The organism is Tsukamurella sp. TY48 (genome assembly GCF_019656655.1).
Lineage (GTDB): Bacteria > Actinomycetota > Actinomycetes > Mycobacteriales > Mycobacteriaceae > Tsukamurella > Tsukamurella strandjordii.
The window spans coordinates 300,884-315,909 of sequence record NZ_BPMV01000002.1 but is presented as its reverse complement, the minus strand read 5'-3'; the positions used below and the strand labels follow the sequence as shown (position 1 = coordinate 315,909).

17 protein-coding genes are annotated in these 15,026 nt (G+C 70.7%); 7 read left to right on the top strand and 10 right to left on the bottom strand.

Going from position 1 to position 15,026, the window contains the following annotated elements; translation table 11 throughout:
• Positions 1-5: 5 nt before the first annotated feature.
• Both TTY48_RS17315 and TTY48_RS17310 read left to right on the top strand, forming a co-directional pair.
• Complete coding sequence (locus TTY48_RS17315; RefSeq protein WP_220658890.1) at positions 6-911, top strand: diiron oxygenase; 906 nt, start codon at positions 6-8, stop codon at positions 909-911.
• Complete coding sequence (locus tag TTY48_RS17310) at positions 908-1,672, top strand: DUF4873 domain-containing protein (RefSeq protein ID WP_220658889.1); 765 nt, start codon at positions 908-910, stop codon at positions 1,670-1,672. The genes TTY48_RS17315 and TTY48_RS17310 overlap by 4 nt, the downstream gene beginning before the upstream one ends.
• Here TTY48_RS17310 and TTY48_RS17305 read toward each other — a convergent pair whose 3' ends face one another.
• The gene (locus tag TTY48_RS17305) at positions 1,673-2,533 is read right to left on the bottom strand and encodes an alpha/beta fold hydrolase (protein ID WP_220658888.1); all 861 of its coding nucleotides are present in this window, start codon (positions 2,531-2,533) and stop codon (positions 1,673-1,675) included. It lies immediately after the preceding gene.
• 83 nt (positions 2,534-2,616) lie between these two features.
• Here TTY48_RS17305 and TTY48_RS17300 point away from each other — a divergent pair, with 83 nt between their 5' ends.
• Positions 2,617-3,048 carry an NfeD family protein gene (locus TTY48_RS17300; protein WP_220658887.1) on the top strand — a complete coding sequence of 144 codons (432 nt, stop codon included), beginning with the start codon at positions 2,617-2,619 and terminating at the stop codon, positions 3,046-3,048.
• A gap of 31 nt (positions 3,049-3,079) precedes the next feature.
• Positions 3,080-4,282 carry an SPFH domain-containing protein gene (locus TTY48_RS17295; protein ID WP_220658886.1) on the top strand — a complete coding sequence of 401 codons (1,203 nt, stop codon included), beginning with the start codon at positions 3,080-3,082 and terminating at the stop codon, positions 4,280-4,282.
• Position 4,283: 1 nt separating this feature from the next.
• Here TTY48_RS17295 and TTY48_RS17290 read toward each other — a convergent pair whose 3' ends face one another.
• The 3 genes from TTY48_RS17290 to TTY48_RS17280 all read right to left on the bottom strand — a co-directional run bounded on the left by TTY48_RS17290 (position 4,284) and on the right by TTY48_RS17280 (position 6,702).
• Entirely contained in the window at positions 4,284-4,880 is a 597-nt protein-coding gene (locus TTY48_RS17290; RefSeq protein ID WP_220658885.1) for a hypothetical protein, read from the bottom strand.
• Positions 4,877-5,476 (bottom strand): hypothetical protein, encoded by a 600-nt coding sequence (locus TTY48_RS17285; RefSeq protein WP_220658884.1) that lies wholly within the window; start codon positions 5,474-5,476, stop codon positions 4,877-4,879. The genes TTY48_RS17290 and TTY48_RS17285 overlap by 4 nt, the downstream gene beginning before the upstream one ends.
• Positions 5,477-5,541: 65 nt before the next feature.
• Positions 5,542-6,702 (bottom strand): TDT family transporter, encoded by a 1,161-nt coding sequence (locus TTY48_RS17280; RefSeq protein ID WP_220658883.1) that lies wholly within the window; start codon positions 6,700-6,702, stop codon positions 5,542-5,544.
• A 71-nt stretch (positions 6,703-6,773) separates the two neighbouring features.
• Here TTY48_RS17280 and TTY48_RS17275 point away from each other — a divergent pair, with 71 nt between their 5' ends.
• Entirely contained in the window at positions 6,774-7,703 is a 930-nt protein-coding gene (locus tag TTY48_RS17275) for a LysR family transcriptional regulator (RefSeq protein ID WP_220658882.1), read from the top strand.
• Here the strand turns inward: TTY48_RS17275 and TTY48_RS17270 are convergent.
• The 5 genes from TTY48_RS17270 to TTY48_RS17250 all read right to left on the bottom strand — a co-directional run bounded on the left by TTY48_RS17270 (position 7,648) and on the right by TTY48_RS17250 (position 12,641).
• Positions 7,648-8,442, bottom strand: a complete 795-nt coding sequence (locus tag TTY48_RS17270; RefSeq protein WP_220658881.1) for an ABC transporter permease — start codon at positions 8,440-8,442, stop codon at positions 7,648-7,650. The two genes, TTY48_RS17275 and TTY48_RS17270, sit on opposite strands and share 56 nt — an antisense overlap.
• Positions 8,442-9,293, bottom strand: a complete 852-nt coding sequence (locus tag TTY48_RS17265) for a 2-aminoethylphosphonate ABC transporter permease subunit (RefSeq protein ID WP_374758718.1) — start codon at positions 9,291-9,293, stop codon at positions 8,442-8,444. The genes TTY48_RS17270 and TTY48_RS17265 overlap by 1 nt, the downstream gene beginning before the upstream one ends.
• Positions 9,290-10,447, bottom strand: coding sequence for an ABC transporter ATP-binding protein (locus tag TTY48_RS17260; RefSeq protein WP_220658880.1), 1,158 nt, complete (start codon positions 10,445-10,447; stop codon positions 9,290-9,292). Before TTY48_RS17260 ends, TTY48_RS17265 begins: the two co-directional genes overlap by 4 nt.
• Positions 10,444-11,475 (bottom strand): 2-aminoethylphosphonate ABC transporter substrate-binding protein, encoded by a 1,032-nt coding sequence (locus tag TTY48_RS17255; RefSeq protein WP_220658879.1) that lies wholly within the window; start codon positions 11,473-11,475, stop codon positions 10,444-10,446. Before TTY48_RS17255 ends, TTY48_RS17260 begins: the two co-directional genes overlap by 4 nt.
• Before the next feature lie 62 nt (positions 11,476-11,537).
• Positions 11,538-12,641, bottom strand: a complete 1,104-nt coding sequence (locus TTY48_RS17250; protein ID WP_220658878.1) for a TIGR03364 family FAD-dependent oxidoreductase — start codon at positions 12,639-12,641, stop codon at positions 11,538-11,540.
• Between the two features lie 154 nt (positions 12,642-12,795).
• Here TTY48_RS17250 and TTY48_RS17245 point away from each other — a divergent pair, with 154 nt between their 5' ends.
• Complete coding sequence (locus tag TTY48_RS17245) at positions 12,796-13,560, top strand: GntR family transcriptional regulator (RefSeq protein ID WP_220658877.1); 765 nt, start codon at positions 12,796-12,798, stop codon at positions 13,558-13,560.
• Complete coding sequence (locus TTY48_RS17240) at positions 13,557-14,249, top strand: phosphonatase-like hydrolase (protein WP_220658876.1); 693 nt, start codon at positions 13,557-13,559, stop codon at positions 14,247-14,249. Before TTY48_RS17245 ends, TTY48_RS17240 begins: the two co-directional genes overlap by 4 nt.
• Before the next feature lie 28 nt (positions 14,250-14,277).
• On the opposite strand, the gene TTY48_RS17235 is transcribed toward TTY48_RS17240, so the two are convergent.
• Positions 14,278-14,967: a TVP38/TMEM64 family protein gene (locus TTY48_RS17235; RefSeq protein ID WP_255585800.1), complete on the bottom strand. Its 690-nt coding sequence runs from the start codon at positions 14,965-14,967 to the stop codon at positions 14,278-14,280.
• Between the last annotated feature and the right edge of the window lie 59 nt (positions 14,968-15,026).

Genomic DNA, 15,026 nt, shown 5'->3' with positions numbered 1-15,026 from the left:
GCCACATGACCGACACGACTCTGCCGGAACGTACCCGTGAGAATGTCGCCGACCGACTGCTCGGCGGCTCCGTCAAGCGCTCCTACGCGCCCGTCGTCGACATCGACTGGGATGCCCCCATCGACCCCGACCGGTACTTCCTGCCGCCGCACATGTGCACCCTCTACGGGACCGACCTGTGGGAGCAGATGACCGAGGAGCAGCGCATCGAGCTGTCCAAGCAGGAGGTCACCAACCTGCTGTCCATGGGCATCTGGTTCGAGAACCTGCTCAACCGGCTGCTGCTGCGCGAGCTGCTCTCCGCCGACCCCACCTCCCGGGACTCCTTCTACTCGCTCACCGAGATGGGCGACGAGTGCCGCCACATGGTGATGTTCGGCAAGGTGATCGATCGCATCGGCACCCGCCCGTTCCGGCTCCGCGGCTGGCAGCTCGGCGTGGTCAAGTACGTTCTCGCACCGGTGATCCGGGGACAGGCCGTGTGGATCGCCGCACTGGTCGGCGAGGAGATCTTCGATGCCCAGCAGCGCCAGATCAAGGACGATCCCGAGCTGCAGCCGATCGTGGCGCGGCTGATGCAGATCCACGTCACCGAGGAGGCCCGGCACATCGGTTACGCCCGTGACGGCGCCCGCCGCGGGATGCCCACCCGGAGCCGGGCCCAGACGCTCCTGGTCGGAAACCTGCACGCGCTGGCGGCTTTCGGGTTCCGGATGCTCTTCGCCAACCCGCGGATGTACGCGCGCGTCGGCCTCGATCCGAAGGTGGCGTACCGCGCCGCGGTGACGAATCCGCACCACCTCAAGGCGAAGCAGGACGGCTTCCGCGATCTGGGACGGTTCCTCGAATCCGTCGGCCTCATGGGGCCCATCGCCCGCTGGTCCTGGAAGCGCGCGGGGTTCCTCGCGTGACGCAGGCGCGGATCGCCGTCGTCGCCGACGCCGCGGTGCCCGGACTCGCCGGCACCGTCGTGGCACCGTCGGAGGTGATCGCCGCTCGGTTCCACCCCGACCGGGACGCGTGGTCGCTCACGACCGCGGCGGGGGAGACCGACTACGACCTGCTCGTGGTCTCCGGGGCGCGCCTGCCGATCACGGTTCCTGCGCTCGACCCCCGCGTCAGTCCGCCAGCGGCGGTCGGACCGGACGACGCCGACCGGGCGTACCTGGGCATGCTGATCGACGGTGTGCCGAACCTGGTGCTGATGGGCACCGCGGAGCGCGCGTTGCAACTGACCACGCTGCAGGCGTGGTTGCGGTGGGCCTACGCCGAGGGCGCCACCCGGATGCTGTCCCGGCCGCCGGTCACGGCGCGCTGGATCGGCAAGGGGCGTCGCACGCCGTCGCGGCCGGACCGGGACGCGATCGACCTGTCGAACGAGCACGTCCGCGATGAGGGCGTGTACGCGGGCGTCGCGATCCTGCGGTCGGGCGACTACGAAGCGTCGTCGCCGGTGCGATTGGCCGGACACCTCGAACCCCTGGACGGCAAGTACCACTGGTACGGCACCGTCGACGATCTGGAGATCGGTGCGGCGCTGAAGAAGATGCCACGCGGCAGCGTGACGGTGTCGGTCGGCGGTGGAACCGACGCGCCGGCGTTGGTGACCGACAAGACGGTGTGGGGCACCTACCGACTGGTCGGTGTGGGCGCCCCGCCGTTTCCGCTCTGATCAGTCTGCGAGGGCGCGGATCTCGTCGATGATGATCTGCGGGTCGGTCAGCGGCACGTAATGGCTCGAATTCGGTGCCAGGACGTGCTTGCCGGCCGGCGACGCCGCAGCCCGCGTGGCGTGCGAGGCGTTCGCGGCGGCCCGCATGGATGCGGACATGCCGTCGCCTGGTTTCGCCCCGGAGATCACGGTGACCGGGATGGTGCCGAGCGCGGGGGCGTTCGTACGCCAAGTCTTCAGTTCGCGCAGGAAGGTCTTCGCCTGCCTCGCCTGGGTGTCGATCACCCCAGGCGTGAAGGCCTCGCGCTCCATATCGGCACGGACGTCTGTGGGCGCACCGTGGAGCTGCCCGGCGAAGAGTCTGCCGAGCAGACCCACACGGGCCAATATCCGGCTCGCCGCGATCATCGCGGACTCGACGACCTTGAATCCCGTGCCGAATAAGACGTCTGCGGCCTCGTCGGTGGGATCGACGAGCACCAGGCCGGCCACCCGGTCGGGACGGCGGGAGGCCGCGAGCCGCACGATCGGTCCTCCGGCGCTGTGGCTCACCAGGATGAAGCGCTGATCGGGCCTCCGGTCGGCTCCGATGTCGTCGAGCAGGTCGTTGAGGTCGTCGGCCATCCGGTCGAGGGTGCGGGCACCGGGATCGGGGGCGCTGCGCCCGAGGCCGGACCGATCGTAGGCGATCGCCGTCGTGAACTGCGCGACCGCGGGTTGTACGGCGGCCCAAGAGGATCGGCTCGCCGCGGCCCCCGCCTCGAAGACCGCGATCGGCGCCTCCGGACCGGACAGCACCGCCGCGTGCAACCGCCGTCCGTCGCGCGTGGTGAAGTACCGGCTCTCGCCCTGGGTGTGCATCGTCCCCTCCGATCAGCTACTCAGGTGACCCTAACTCATTCTGGTCGCCGTCACCGATGTCCGACTTCTGGCAGGATCGAGGTATGGCAGCGGCGCTGTGGCTGATCGGAGCGATTCTGCTGGCCGTCGCGGAAACGGCGGCCGGCGAGTTCACGCTGTTGATGCTCGGCGGCGGAGCGCTCGTCACCGCCGGGGCGACAGGCGTTTTCGATCTCCCGCCCTGGGCTCAGGGCATCGTCTTCGTGGTCTCTTCGGTGTTACTGCTGGTACTCGCCAGGCCTCCGCTGCGGCGCTACGTCGAACGCAAGCGGGGCGACGCGCCGTCGTACCTGGAGTCGCTCCCCGGAATGAAGGCCGTGGTCTCCGCGGACGTCTCCGCCGACGGCGGCCGTGTTCTGGTGAGCGGCGAGGAGTGGTCGGCGCGCACACCGTACGACGGTGCGCCCATCCCGGCCGGAGTCGAGGTGACGATCGTCGAGATCGACGGCGCCGTCGCCATTGTCGTGGACAGCTGAGCCGGATCGCCGGCGAAGAAAGGGAAGAGCAATGGAAATCGGCATCGCCGTACTCGTGCTTCTGGTCATCGCAGCGGCGTTCATCTTGTTCAAATCGTTGGTGTTGGTGCCGCAGGCGCAGGCCGCAGTGATCGAACGGCTCGGTCGCTACACGCGCACGGTCTCGGGACAGCTCGCGCTGCTGATCCCGTTCATCGACACCGTCCGGGCCCGCGTGGACCTGCGCGAGCAGGTGGTCTCGTTCCCGCCCCAGCCGGTGATCACGCAGGACAATCTGACGGTCCAGATCGACACGGTCGTCTACTTCCAGGTGACGCGCCCCGAGGCCGCGGTCTACGAGATCAGCAACTACGTGGTGGGCGTCGAGCAGATCACCACCACCACCCTGCGCAACGTGGTCGGAGGTATGACTCTGGAAGAGACGCTCACCTCCCGCGAGAAGATCAACGGCCAGCTGCGCGGCGTGCTGGACGAGGCCACGTCGCGGTGGGGCCTGCGGGTCGCCCGGGTGGAACTGAAGTCGATCTTCCCGCCGCCCACCATCCAGGAGTCGATGGAGAAGCAGATGAAGGCGGACCGCGAGAAGCGGGCCACCATCCTCTCCGCCGAGGGGCATCGCGAGGCGGCCATCAAATCGGCCGAGGGCGATAAGGCCAGCCGGATCCTGCTTGCCGAGGGTGAGCGGCAAGCCGCGATCCTCGCGGCCGAGGCCGATCGGCAGGCCGAGATTCTGCGTGCCGAGGGCCGCCGCGCCGCCGCGTATCTGGAGGCGCAGGGCGAGGCCAAGGCGATCGAGACCACGTTCTCGGCCATCAAATCGGGCAAGCCGACACCGGAACTGCTGGCCTACCAGTACCTGCAGACGCTGCCCGAGATGGCACAGGGCGATGCGAACAAGGTGTGGGTGGTGCCGAGCGACTTCAACGCCGCGCTGCAGGGATTCATGCGCAACCTGGGAACCCAGGGCGCCGATGGGGTGTTCCGTTTCGAGCCGACGCAGGAGCAGCAGCCCGAGGAGCACCGGGAGATCGACACCGACGGCTGGTTCGACAATCCGGAACCCGTGGCCCCGGTCGTGGTGACCGAGGCACCGGCCGACCGCCTCGTGCCGCCCCACGCTCCGGCGGCACCGGAGCCGATGACGGCGCCACTGCCCGTGTCTCCGCCGCAGCGCTCGCCGTATCAGGTGCAGCAACCGGGGTTCCCTGTCACCGAGCCGCAGGAAGAGGCCTGAGCTACCTGCCGACGGCCACCGCGACCCCGGCACAGCCTGCAGCCCAGAGCACCGAGACGAAGGTGCCGATGATGAACTGCTCGGCGGCGCCGGGGTTGCGCAGTTCCGGATAACGGGCCAGTCCCTTCGCCGCCACGATCACGGCGAGGCCGGCGGCGAAATTGGCGAGGATGCACACGGCGATCGCCGCGCGCTCCAGGATGCCGATCGCGAGCCCGCCGCGCAGCGGCTCCTCGACCACCTCCGCATCGGTCTCTTCGACGGCCTCCTCCGGGGATGCTGCTGCCGAGCCGGCGACACTCGCGGGTGCCTCCGTGGGCTCCTCCTGCTCCCGGCCGTTGGCACCGGCGAGCACGAACGTGGCGGTGACCAGAACGCTGCCTCCCGCCATGGCGGCGAGCACCGCCGCCACCCGTACGGTGGCCAGCCCGAATCCGCTCGCCGCGGGGGCGGCCAGCGCCACGACCGCAGCCGCCGCCAGGAAGACCAGTGGCGCCGCCGCGCGGATCAGTCCCGCTCGGCCGTCCGTTCCCGCCCTGCCGGCCAGGATTCCGGCCACGCCGGCGAGCACCAGCAGGACGACCACCGCGACGATCATCCGAGTGCCTCCGCCGCCGCATCGGCCTCCGTGAGCAGTTCGACGGCGAGCGACCGGCCCGCCGGCTCCACCGCCCACCCCGCCGCGGCCGCCCGCTGCGAGGCGGCCTGCCGCGAGACGCCGAGCCGTTCCGCTGCGGCCGTGATCGTGATGCCGGTGTTCAACAACGCCGCCACCTCCTGCCCTTCCCTCGATCTGCGGCCCACGATAAGGCCGAGCACCGACAGGATCGCTTCGGCGCGGGCCGCAGCGTGGGCGTCGTGGCCACGGACCTGCAGAGGAACCGCCGCGCCCTTGGCCGCCTCGACCGCCTCACGTGCCGCCTCGAAGGCGCGGCCGCGGCCCGCCCGCGTCTGCGGGGGCAGCGGTGTCTCGACCGGTCCGGTCCCGATCCCGACGCTCCAGTGCCCGTCGGACAGGAGCGCCAGGGCCGCATCGACCGCGACGCCCGCATCGTCGGTGACGGCCTGCAGTTCGTCACCCGCAGTACGGTCGGGCGGGCGAAGCCAGCCGAAGGGCGCCAGGGCGGCCTGTGCCGCCTCGACTCGATCGGAGTCCGAGCGGCTGCCCCGTTGGTCCGCGGTGAGAACGATCATCGCGCAAGTCTACGAGCTTGCATCCGGCTAACGCAAGGGAAATGGCTTGCTGAAAGGCTGGGAGTTCACTCCGCGAGATCGGGGTGCCGCAGCAGAGCGCCGCTGACGAGCGCCCGGCTGACGGTACCGCGAGCGGCGGCGACCCAGCCGACGACCAGGCCGATGAAGTAGGCGACGGCGAGCACGGCGTACCCGGCGGCGCCGGTGGCCGCCGACATCGCGCAGAATCCGGTGACGCAGGTGCCGACGGGGAAGGTGAAGGACCACCACGTCGGGGCGAACGGGAGTCCCTCCGCGGTACCCAGGGCGGTGCGCGCGGTCAGCAGGAGCGCCACGCCCGTCCACATCAGCACCGCCACGGTGACGGTCCAGCCGTAGTCCGTGCCGAAGCGCTGGAGGGCGGTGGCGAGATCCGCGCCGACGGCCACGTGCGCGGCGGAACCGAGGCCGTTCGCGGCGGTGATCGACTGCCCCAGCGGGCCGAGCACGATCCAGGCGGTCGGCACCACGGGCGCGGCCCACGCGGGGCCGCGCACGAGGCGCACCACCACCGAGGGCAGCACCACGAGGGAGGCGAGGAGCGTGAACGCGAAGCAGCCGTAGCTGAACCAGAGCAGCGAGCTGCGCACGACCCCTTCGGCGGTGTACGGCATCAGCGCTGCGCCGCCTGCCGCGGTCACCATGGGGGAGACGACGGGCATCAGCCATCCGGCGAACGCCGCATCCGCACGGTAGTGGCCACCGCGGAGCATCAGCACCGGTATCAGGAGGGCGAAGAACAGGCCCAAGGCGCTGCCGATCACCCACAGTCCCACGCCCAGTACGAGCGCGGCGCTCACCCCGATCCAATCCCGGCCCACCAGAATTGCGCCGATGCCGACGGTGAGGAAGGCCATCGCCATCGCGCCGTAGAAGTTTCCGATCACCGGGTCACGGTGGTGCCTGCGGGCGAATCCTGGATACCGGACCCAGTGCGCGACGGTGCCTATCGTGAGCACCGCGAGCAGGACCGCCGCCAGCGCCCACACGGCGGCCGCGACCGCGCGCAGGCCCGGCACGTGCACGGGCAGTCCCACGGCCGCGTTGGCGATGATGCCGGTACCCATCACCGAGGCGAACCAGTTCGGCGTCAGGTTGGATACGGCGTGCCACGGACTCCGCAGATCGCGCAGCAGTCCGGACCGGGTGGGCTCGACGGCGCTGGGGGCGGTGGTCATCACGTGCATACCGACCACACTGGCCTCGGAACTTCCCTTCCGGTAGCCACAGCTCGTCTATCTACCCATAGAATGACACTATGGACATGCCCGCGGTGGAATCACTGCGCCTGCTGGTCGCGGTCGCCGATCTGGGGTCGATCTCGGCCGCCGCGCGCGAATGCGGGATCTCCCAGCCCAGCGCCAGCTCGCGGTTGCGGCACCTGGAGCGGCAGCTCCGCCTCGATCTGCTCGACCGGCGCACCCGCGGCGCCGAGCTGACCCCGGAGGGAGCCGCCGTCACCGAGTGGGCCCGGTCGGTGGTGGCGGCGATGTCGGCGTTGCAGACCGGTGCGGAAGCGCTGCGCTCCGATCACACCGTGCGTATCGCATGCAGCCAGACCATCGCCGAGTACCTCATGCCGGCCTGGCTCGCGCGGCTCCGCGAGCACACCGACGAGCCGGTGCACCTGACGGTCGGCAACACGGCTGCGGTCCTCGCCGACGTGCGCGGGCACATCGCCGACCTCGGTTTCGTGGAGGGCCCGACGGTGCCCCGCGACCTGGCCTCTCGCACCGTCCGCACTGACCGATTGGTCCTCGTCGCGGCACCCGGACACCGTCTGACCCGGCGGCCCGCAGACCGCCCGGTGACGGCGGAGGAACTCACCGGCCTGTCCCTCGTGACCCGCGAACCCGGGGCCGGCACCCGCGACGCACTGGTGGCGGCACTCGCCCGGAAGAACCTCTCGCCCAATCCCGACGCGGTCGCGCTAGGCACCAACGCCGCGGTGAAGATCATGGTGGGCGTCGGCGACCACGCCGCGGTCCTCAGTGAGCTCGCGGTGGCGGCGGAGCTCAGCGACGGTCGGCTGGTCGAGATTCCCACCACCGGCATCGATCTGCGGCGTGAGCTGCGCGCGGTGCGGCGCAAGGACGCCCCACCGCGTGATGTGGTCTCGACCCTGCTGGCCGTCAGCTCCGGTCGCGCCGCCGGAGCGCCGAGAGCCCGCCCAGGATCACCACGGTGACCAACACGAGCAGCGTGGTGTTGGCCGCGGCACCGAAGATGTCGCCCCGATCGGACTGGGTGAACACCGTGACCGGCAGGGTGCGCCAGGATGCGGGGTACACCATGATCGTCGCGCCGAGTTCACCCATGCACAGCGCCACGGACAGCCCCGACGCCGCCGCGATGGCGGGGAACAGCAGCGGGAGTCGTACCTGCACCAGGAGCCGCAGCGGCCCGGCGCCGAGCGATCCGCCCACCTTGTCCAGCATCGGATCCAGCCGGACCGCAGCGGCGGAGACCATCGAATAGGCGAAGGCGAACACCAGGATCGCCTGCACCAGGATCACGATCGCGGGTGTACCCCCGAGAATCACGGGCGGCGCCGAGAAGGCCACCAGCACACCGAGACCCACCACCACCGACGGCACCGCCACCGGCAGATGGAAGAAGGCGTCCGCCGCGCCGCGCAGGCGCGGTGGCAGCCCCGGCACCGCGAGCGCAGCCCAGGTGCCGGCGACGACGGCCAGGGCGGAGGCGATGATCGCCGTCTGCACCGAGACCCCGATGCTGGCCGCGTTCTCCGGGGTGAAGGCGTCGCGCACGTGGTCTGTGGTCAGCGCCGACGGCAACACCGAGGTCCAGGAGGCGCTGAACGCGGTGACCAGCGTGACCACGACGGGCGTGATCACCAGGGCCAGCAGCACCACGCCGAAGACGAGCCACACCGCGACCCGGGCCGCTCCGTTCCGTACCAGCATCAGCGGACCTTCCGGGTGAGCGAGCGGTACAGCAGGTAGACCGCCACCGAGATCGCGAGCTGGACCGTGGCGAGCACGGCCGCGGTCGCGAAGTCCTGCCCCACGATCGAGCGGGTGTACACCAGCATCGGCAGCGTGATCACATCCTTGGCGCCGGTGAACAGCACGATCCCGAACTCGTTGAGTGTGAGCAGGAAGGTCAGCGAGGCGGCGGCCGCGAGGGCGGGGAACGCGGCGGGCAGGATCACCCGGGCGACGATCCGCAGCGGGCCCGCACCCAGCGACGAGGCCACATCGATCTGCGCCGTCGGCACTTGCCCGAAGGCGGCGAGCATCGGTCGCACCACGAACGGTGTGTAGAAGGCGATCTCCGCCAGCACGACGCCCCACAGCGAGGTGGTGAACGATCCCGTCGAGAGCCCGAGCGGTGAGACGGCCGCGTTCACCACGCCCACCGGGCCGAGCAGCACTCCCAGGGCGAGCGGGATCAGGAAGCTCGGGAAGGAGACCACCACCTCGATGAGCCGCACCACCGCCGGGGAACCCGGGAACGGGACGAAGGCGAGGACCAGCGCCAGGAAGGTCCCCGCGACCAGGCAGCCGATCGTGGACAGGGCCGCGACCTGCACGGTGGTGCCCAGCGCCCGGAGAACTGCGCCTTCGCTGAGGGTTTCGCGCCACGTGGCCAGGCCGGCCGGGCGCTCGGCCTTATCGGTGAAGGTCCGCGCGACGATCCCGGTCAGCGGGTACACCACGGCCACGAGGATGAGGGCGACCGGCGGAAGGGCCCACACCCAGCGCGGCACACCGACGCCCGCCGGGATGAGCGGCCGGACGACAGCGGTGCTCATGCGGATGCCCCCGCCTCGTCGAGCGGGATCACCATGACCTCGGCGGGGTCGACTGCGGCCCAGAGCGTCTCGGCCTTCATCGGCGCCTCGGTGAGCACCGGGACGTCCACGCCGATGCACTGGCCGGTATCCGCGACCCGTGCGGTGAGATGCCGGACGGCGCCGCGCCACTGCTCCTGTTCGACGGTCACGCGCACGCCGTTGGCCGGTGCGGTGCGGGTGAATCGCCACGCCCACGGGCGCACCGCGAAGCCGATCCGGTCCGCTCCGGCCGGCGCCGTGCGCGTGGTGGTGAGGACGGCGGATCCGTAGGCGGCGCGCAATCCGAGCCCGTCGTCGCGGACGTCGCTGACCGCGAGCACATCGGCGCCGCCGAGGAAGGTGGCGGTGAAGGCGGTCGGCGGAGTGTGGAAGAGCTCCACGGTGCTCCCGATGGCCTCCAGCCGCGCATCCCGCATCACGGCGATCCGGTCCGCGAGCGCCAGCGCCTCGCTCTGATCGTGGGTCACGTAGACCATGGCGACCTCGGGGAGTTCGGCACGCAGCCGCTGCAACTCGCCGAGCATGTCCTTGCGCATGCCCGCATCGAGTGCCGAGAGCGGCTCGTCGAGCAGGATCACGCCGGGACGGGTCGCGAGCGCGCGGGCGATCGCGACGCGCTGCTGCTGTCCGCCGGACAGTTGCGCGGGCAGCCGGTCGGCGTAGTCGCTCATCCCCACCATCGCGAGCACCTCGTTGACGCGAGGCGCGACGGAGGCGCGGTCGGCGCCGCGGGCCGTGAGGCCGAAGGCGACGTTCTTGCGGACCGTCATGTGCGGGAAGAGGGCGTAGCTCTGCACCACGATGCCGATTCCGCGCTTGGCGGGCGAGAGGCGCGTCACATCGCGCCCGTCGATCGTCACGGAGCCCGAGGCCACCTGCTCGAAGCCGGCGATCGCCTTGAGCGCCGTCGACTTTCCCGATCCGGACGGACCGAGCAGTGCCACGGTCTCACCGCGGGCAACCTCGAAGCTGCACTCGCGCAGCGCCGTCGTGTCGCCGTAACGCACGCTCACCCGGTCCAGCCGCACCGCCGCTCGACGGCGGACGGTGCGGTCCACCTCGTCGTCGGCGAGTCCCCGCGGCGCGCGGATCACGCCTTCCGGGCGGGTCACTGGCCGGTGGCCTTCTCGTAGGCCTTGATATCAGCGTCGAGCCCGGTGAGTACCTGATCCCAGTTCGGGTACCAGATCTCGACGCCGTCGATCGCTGCGCGGAAAGCGTCCCACTGCGGGCCCGATGGGGTGACATCGGTGCGTACCGGGGCGCCCCAGGCGCGGGCGGGAACGTTCTGCTGGACGTCCTTGGACAGCAGGTGCTCCATGAGCTTGGTGCCGTTCGCGGCGTGCGGCGCCTTGTCCGCGAGCCCCATGTAGTAGGGCAGCGGGAGCGTGCTGCGCTTCCCAGCGAAGGACGGGTAGAAGACCTCGTAGGCCACCTTGTCAGCGGCGATCGCGGCGAGCGCCATCTGCACATCCGAATTTGCAACGCTCAGTTCGCCTTTCGAGACCTTCGGGCCGAGCTTGCCGGTGGACGTCGACGGACCGACGTTGTTGGGCTGCACATCGGTGAGGTAGGCGAGCGCGGCCTCTTCGCCCATGATCTGCTGGAGCAGTAGCAGGAGGGCGGTGCCGTCACCGGCCTTGCCGGGCGTGGAGTACTGGATCTTCTGCTTGTACGCGGGGCCGGTGAATTCGGCCCAGTCGGTGGGCTTGGGCTGCGCGGCGGTGTTGCGGATCATCGCGAAGTAGTTGTTGACCACGGCCAAGTAGGTGCCGTCCTTCGCCTTGAGCTCGGCGGGCACCGAGCCGGTGTCGATTCCGGCGGGCGCGAGCGAACCCTGCTGTTGCGCCTGCTGTATGAACGGCGGCAGGGTGACGAGCACGTCGACCTGAGGGTTGGCCTTCTCCTTCTGGGCGCGCGAGACCACCTCGCCGGAGCCCGCCTCCACGAGCGAGACGCTGATCCCGGTCTGCTTGGTGAACTCGGCGAATTCGGCCTTGTACCAGTCGGCCAGGCCGTCGGCGCTGTAAACGGTCACGGTGTCGGCGGAGCCGGACCCGCCGCCGGTGCCGCCGCACGCGGAGACGGCGAGGACGGCGGCGACGGTGACCGCCGCGGTGAGGGATCGGGTGATGCGCATGGGATATCGCCCTTCGAGGGAGGTCGGAAGCGGTGGAAGAGGGTGTTCTGGTCGGGGAGGGATCAGGCGGGGAAGTGGCGGCGGGCGAGCCCGTGCGCAATGGTCATGCCGACACCCGAGGTCACCACGCGCACATGGAGTCCCGGCTGCGGCTCGGCGACGACGTAGGGGCGGAGCGGACTGGAGGCGTACACGCCCTGCCACCGTTCGACGATCCGCAGATCCGCGATCCCGAGCACCCGTGCCACCTCGGTGCGCAGGGTGTCCGCGATCGTCTCGTCGAGGAAGGGAGCCACGGTGGCCTCGGTGTGGTGCGAGTCGCCGATGAGCAGCGTGCCGTCGGGCCGCTGGGTGAACATGACGTTGGCGTCGATGTCGAGCAGGTCGGGTCGCTCGGCGCGCATCCGGTCGCGGAGCGCGCCTGCGGCGGCGGTACCGGCGAAGGCCGGATAGCGCAGCAGCGAGGTCGCGGTGAGTACCGCGGGGGTGATCGGCGCACCCGGGTCGGCGGCACGCGCCATCTGCAGGGCGCAGCGGTCGATCCGGTGTTCCTCCGCCGTCTCCGGGTAGAGGTGGTCGAGATCGTGGCCGACGCAGACGATCACGCGGTCGGTAGAGATCCGGCCGCGGCTGGTGACGGCGTGGGTGCCGTCGAAGCCGAGGTAGGCAGTGCGGAAGAGGACCGCGGCGCGATCCTGGGCGTCGATCCATGCGGCGAGGCGCCCGACGGTGGTCCGCGGGTCGACGCGCAGGTCCGCCAGGAGCGCTGCGCCTCCCACGATGTCGTCGGCGCCGCCGGGGAGCTCGAAGCGGGTGGACGCGGCGGTGCGCAGCTCGACGTCGCCGGGCCGGGCGGCGGCGAGTTCTTCGAGGACGGCGAGCTCGGTGGCGTGACGTGCGACGGCGAGTCCGCCGGTCGCGCGGACACCGAGCCGGGCGCGGTCGTCGAGGTCGAGCCACCGCTCCCGCGCGAGGTGGGCGAGCTCGGCGAGGTCGCCGGACTGCCCGGTGACACAGGCGTGACCGAAGTTGCGTACGGAGGCGCCCACGGCGCGGGCATCGCGCTCCAGCACCGTCACGCGCAGGCCGCGGGCGAGGGCTTCGGCCGCGTGGGCGAGTCCCACGACGCCGGCTCCCACGATCACGATGTCCGCTGCGCTGTCCATGTCGTCGAGCTTGGCGTGCGCACCCCGTTTCGAACAAGCCCCTGCGGTAGATGTCTATACAAGTTGTCCCGGCGTACATCCGTGTAGATATTCGTTCATCGACCGTTCATGCATCGACCTCGTTGATGCCAGGCGCACTTGTATACTCAAGGTCATGACAGCAGGTCAGCCGCTCCACCAACGTCTCGCGGCCGAGTTCCGCACGCGGATCGGTTCGGGGGACTGGCCGGAGGGTGAGCAGGCGCCCAGCGAGGCCTCCCTGTGTGAGGAGTTCGGCACCTCGCGTGGTCCGGTGCGGCAAGCCCTGGCGACCCTGCGCGCCGAGGGCCTGATCGTCGGCGGACAGGGGCGCTCGCCGGTGGTGCGCCGGAACGTGCCGAGCCATTCCGCCAGTGCGCTGGGATCGTTCACCGCGTGGGCCACCGAGCAGGGCCGTGAGCCGGGACAGCGCACCACCCTCCAGGCCCGGATTCCCGCCACCGAGGAGATCGCGGAACGGCTGCAGGTGGCGGCGGGAGACCCGGTCCTGGAACTGCGCCGGGTCCGCACGCTCGACGGTGCGCCCGCCTTGCGCGAGGAGATGTACTTCACCTGGGAACTGGGCCGCCGCCTGATGGAGTTCGACCCGGATTCCGGATCCGTGAACCGATTCCTGCTCGACGCGGGCGCTGATCTCTTCGCCTCGACCCATCAGCTCGACGCAGTGGCCGCCACCGTCGAGGACGCCACAGATCTCGCAGTGCCGGAAGGATCTCCGCTGCTGCGGGTCCGCCGGATCACCACTGATTCCGCAGGCGACGTCGTCGAGTACTCCGAGGACCGGTATGTGCCCGGCGTGACCACCGTGACCGTCGAGAACCGCCTCTTCGCCGCACCCGCGGCGACGCTCCGATCCCTTCCCGTCAGGAGAAACGCATGACCGTTCCCGTCGACCTCGTCGCCCTCGACATGGCCGGAACCACGATCGACGACGGCGGTGCGGTCTACGAGGCGCTGCGCGGCGCGGTCGAGGACGGCGGAGCCCCGGTTGCGCAGCCGGATCTGCAGGCCTGGATGGGGACCGACAAGGTCGAGGCTATCACCAACCTGCTGCGGATCGGAGGTGTCGAGCCCACCGCCGAGCGCGTCGCCGCCGGGTTCGAGCGCTTCCGGGAGCGCCTCGGGCAGGCCTACGCCGGCACCCCACCCACCGCGATCGACGGTGTGCCGCAAGCGCTCGCCGAGCTCCGCGGGCGCGGTATCCCGGTGGCCCTGACCACCGGATTCGACGACGCCGTGGCCTACCCACTACTCGCCGCCCTGGGGTGGCGGATCGGCGACGATCCCGAAGCGACCGTCGACGCGGTGGTCACCACCTCCGATGTCGCGGCGGGCCGCCCGGCGCCCTACCTGATCCACCGCGCGATGGAGAAGACGGGCGCCCGCGACGTCCGCCGCGTGCTGGCGGCGGGGGACACCGCCGTCGACGTGCAGGCGGCGAACAACGCCGGTGCCATCTCGGTGGGCGTGCTCACTGGGAAGGCCGATCCCGAGGCACTCGCGACGGCCGGTGCCGACCACGTGCTCGGCGGCGTCGTCGACCTCCCGGCGCTCCTCGGACTCCGCTAGCAAGCTCAGACGCTTGCGCTGCCCCTGATCAAGGCTTACGGCTTGCGGGCATCCGGGCGTCGGCGACCAGGCCGAGCAGTCCGATCGACATCAGGCCGATGCTGATCGCCACCAGCCAGGGTTCGGACCGGCCGGTGAGCGCATCGCCCAGCAGCACCACGGCGATGGTTCCGGGGGCGAGGCCGGCCACCGTCGCCACCGTGTACGGCCAGAACCGGACCGGCGAGAGCGCGGACGCGTAGTTGACCAGCGAGAACGGCGCCGGTGCGATGAGCCGCAGCGATCCCACCGCGAGCCATCCCCGGGTGCGCAGACGGGCGGCGATCGGCGCGTAGGCCGGGTGTTCGCGGACCCGCGCGATCACCTCCGACGGATAGCGCCGGTCGATCGCGCGCACCCCGAGGAAGGCGATCACCGCGGCGAGCGTCGACGCCGTCATGCACACGGTGATGCCCACGACGGGGCCGAACAGGAATCCGGCCGACACCGTGAACATCGTGCGCGGGATCGGGAACACCGTGACCACGACGTGCGTGAGGAAGAACAGCGCCAGGAACCACGGTCCCGTCGAATCGGCCCAGGCCCGGATCGTCGACGGGGCGGGATGGGGCAGCAACAGGCCCGCCGCCACCACGGTGAGCACGACCGCGCAGCCGATCACCGCCCGGATCACCAACGACCGGTCGCCGGGACGGAACCGAGTTTCGTTGGCACCCACGTCGAGCCAAGATACGCGCCTGACCGGCGCAGCGGCGCGACCCTACTGGGGCGTAGATA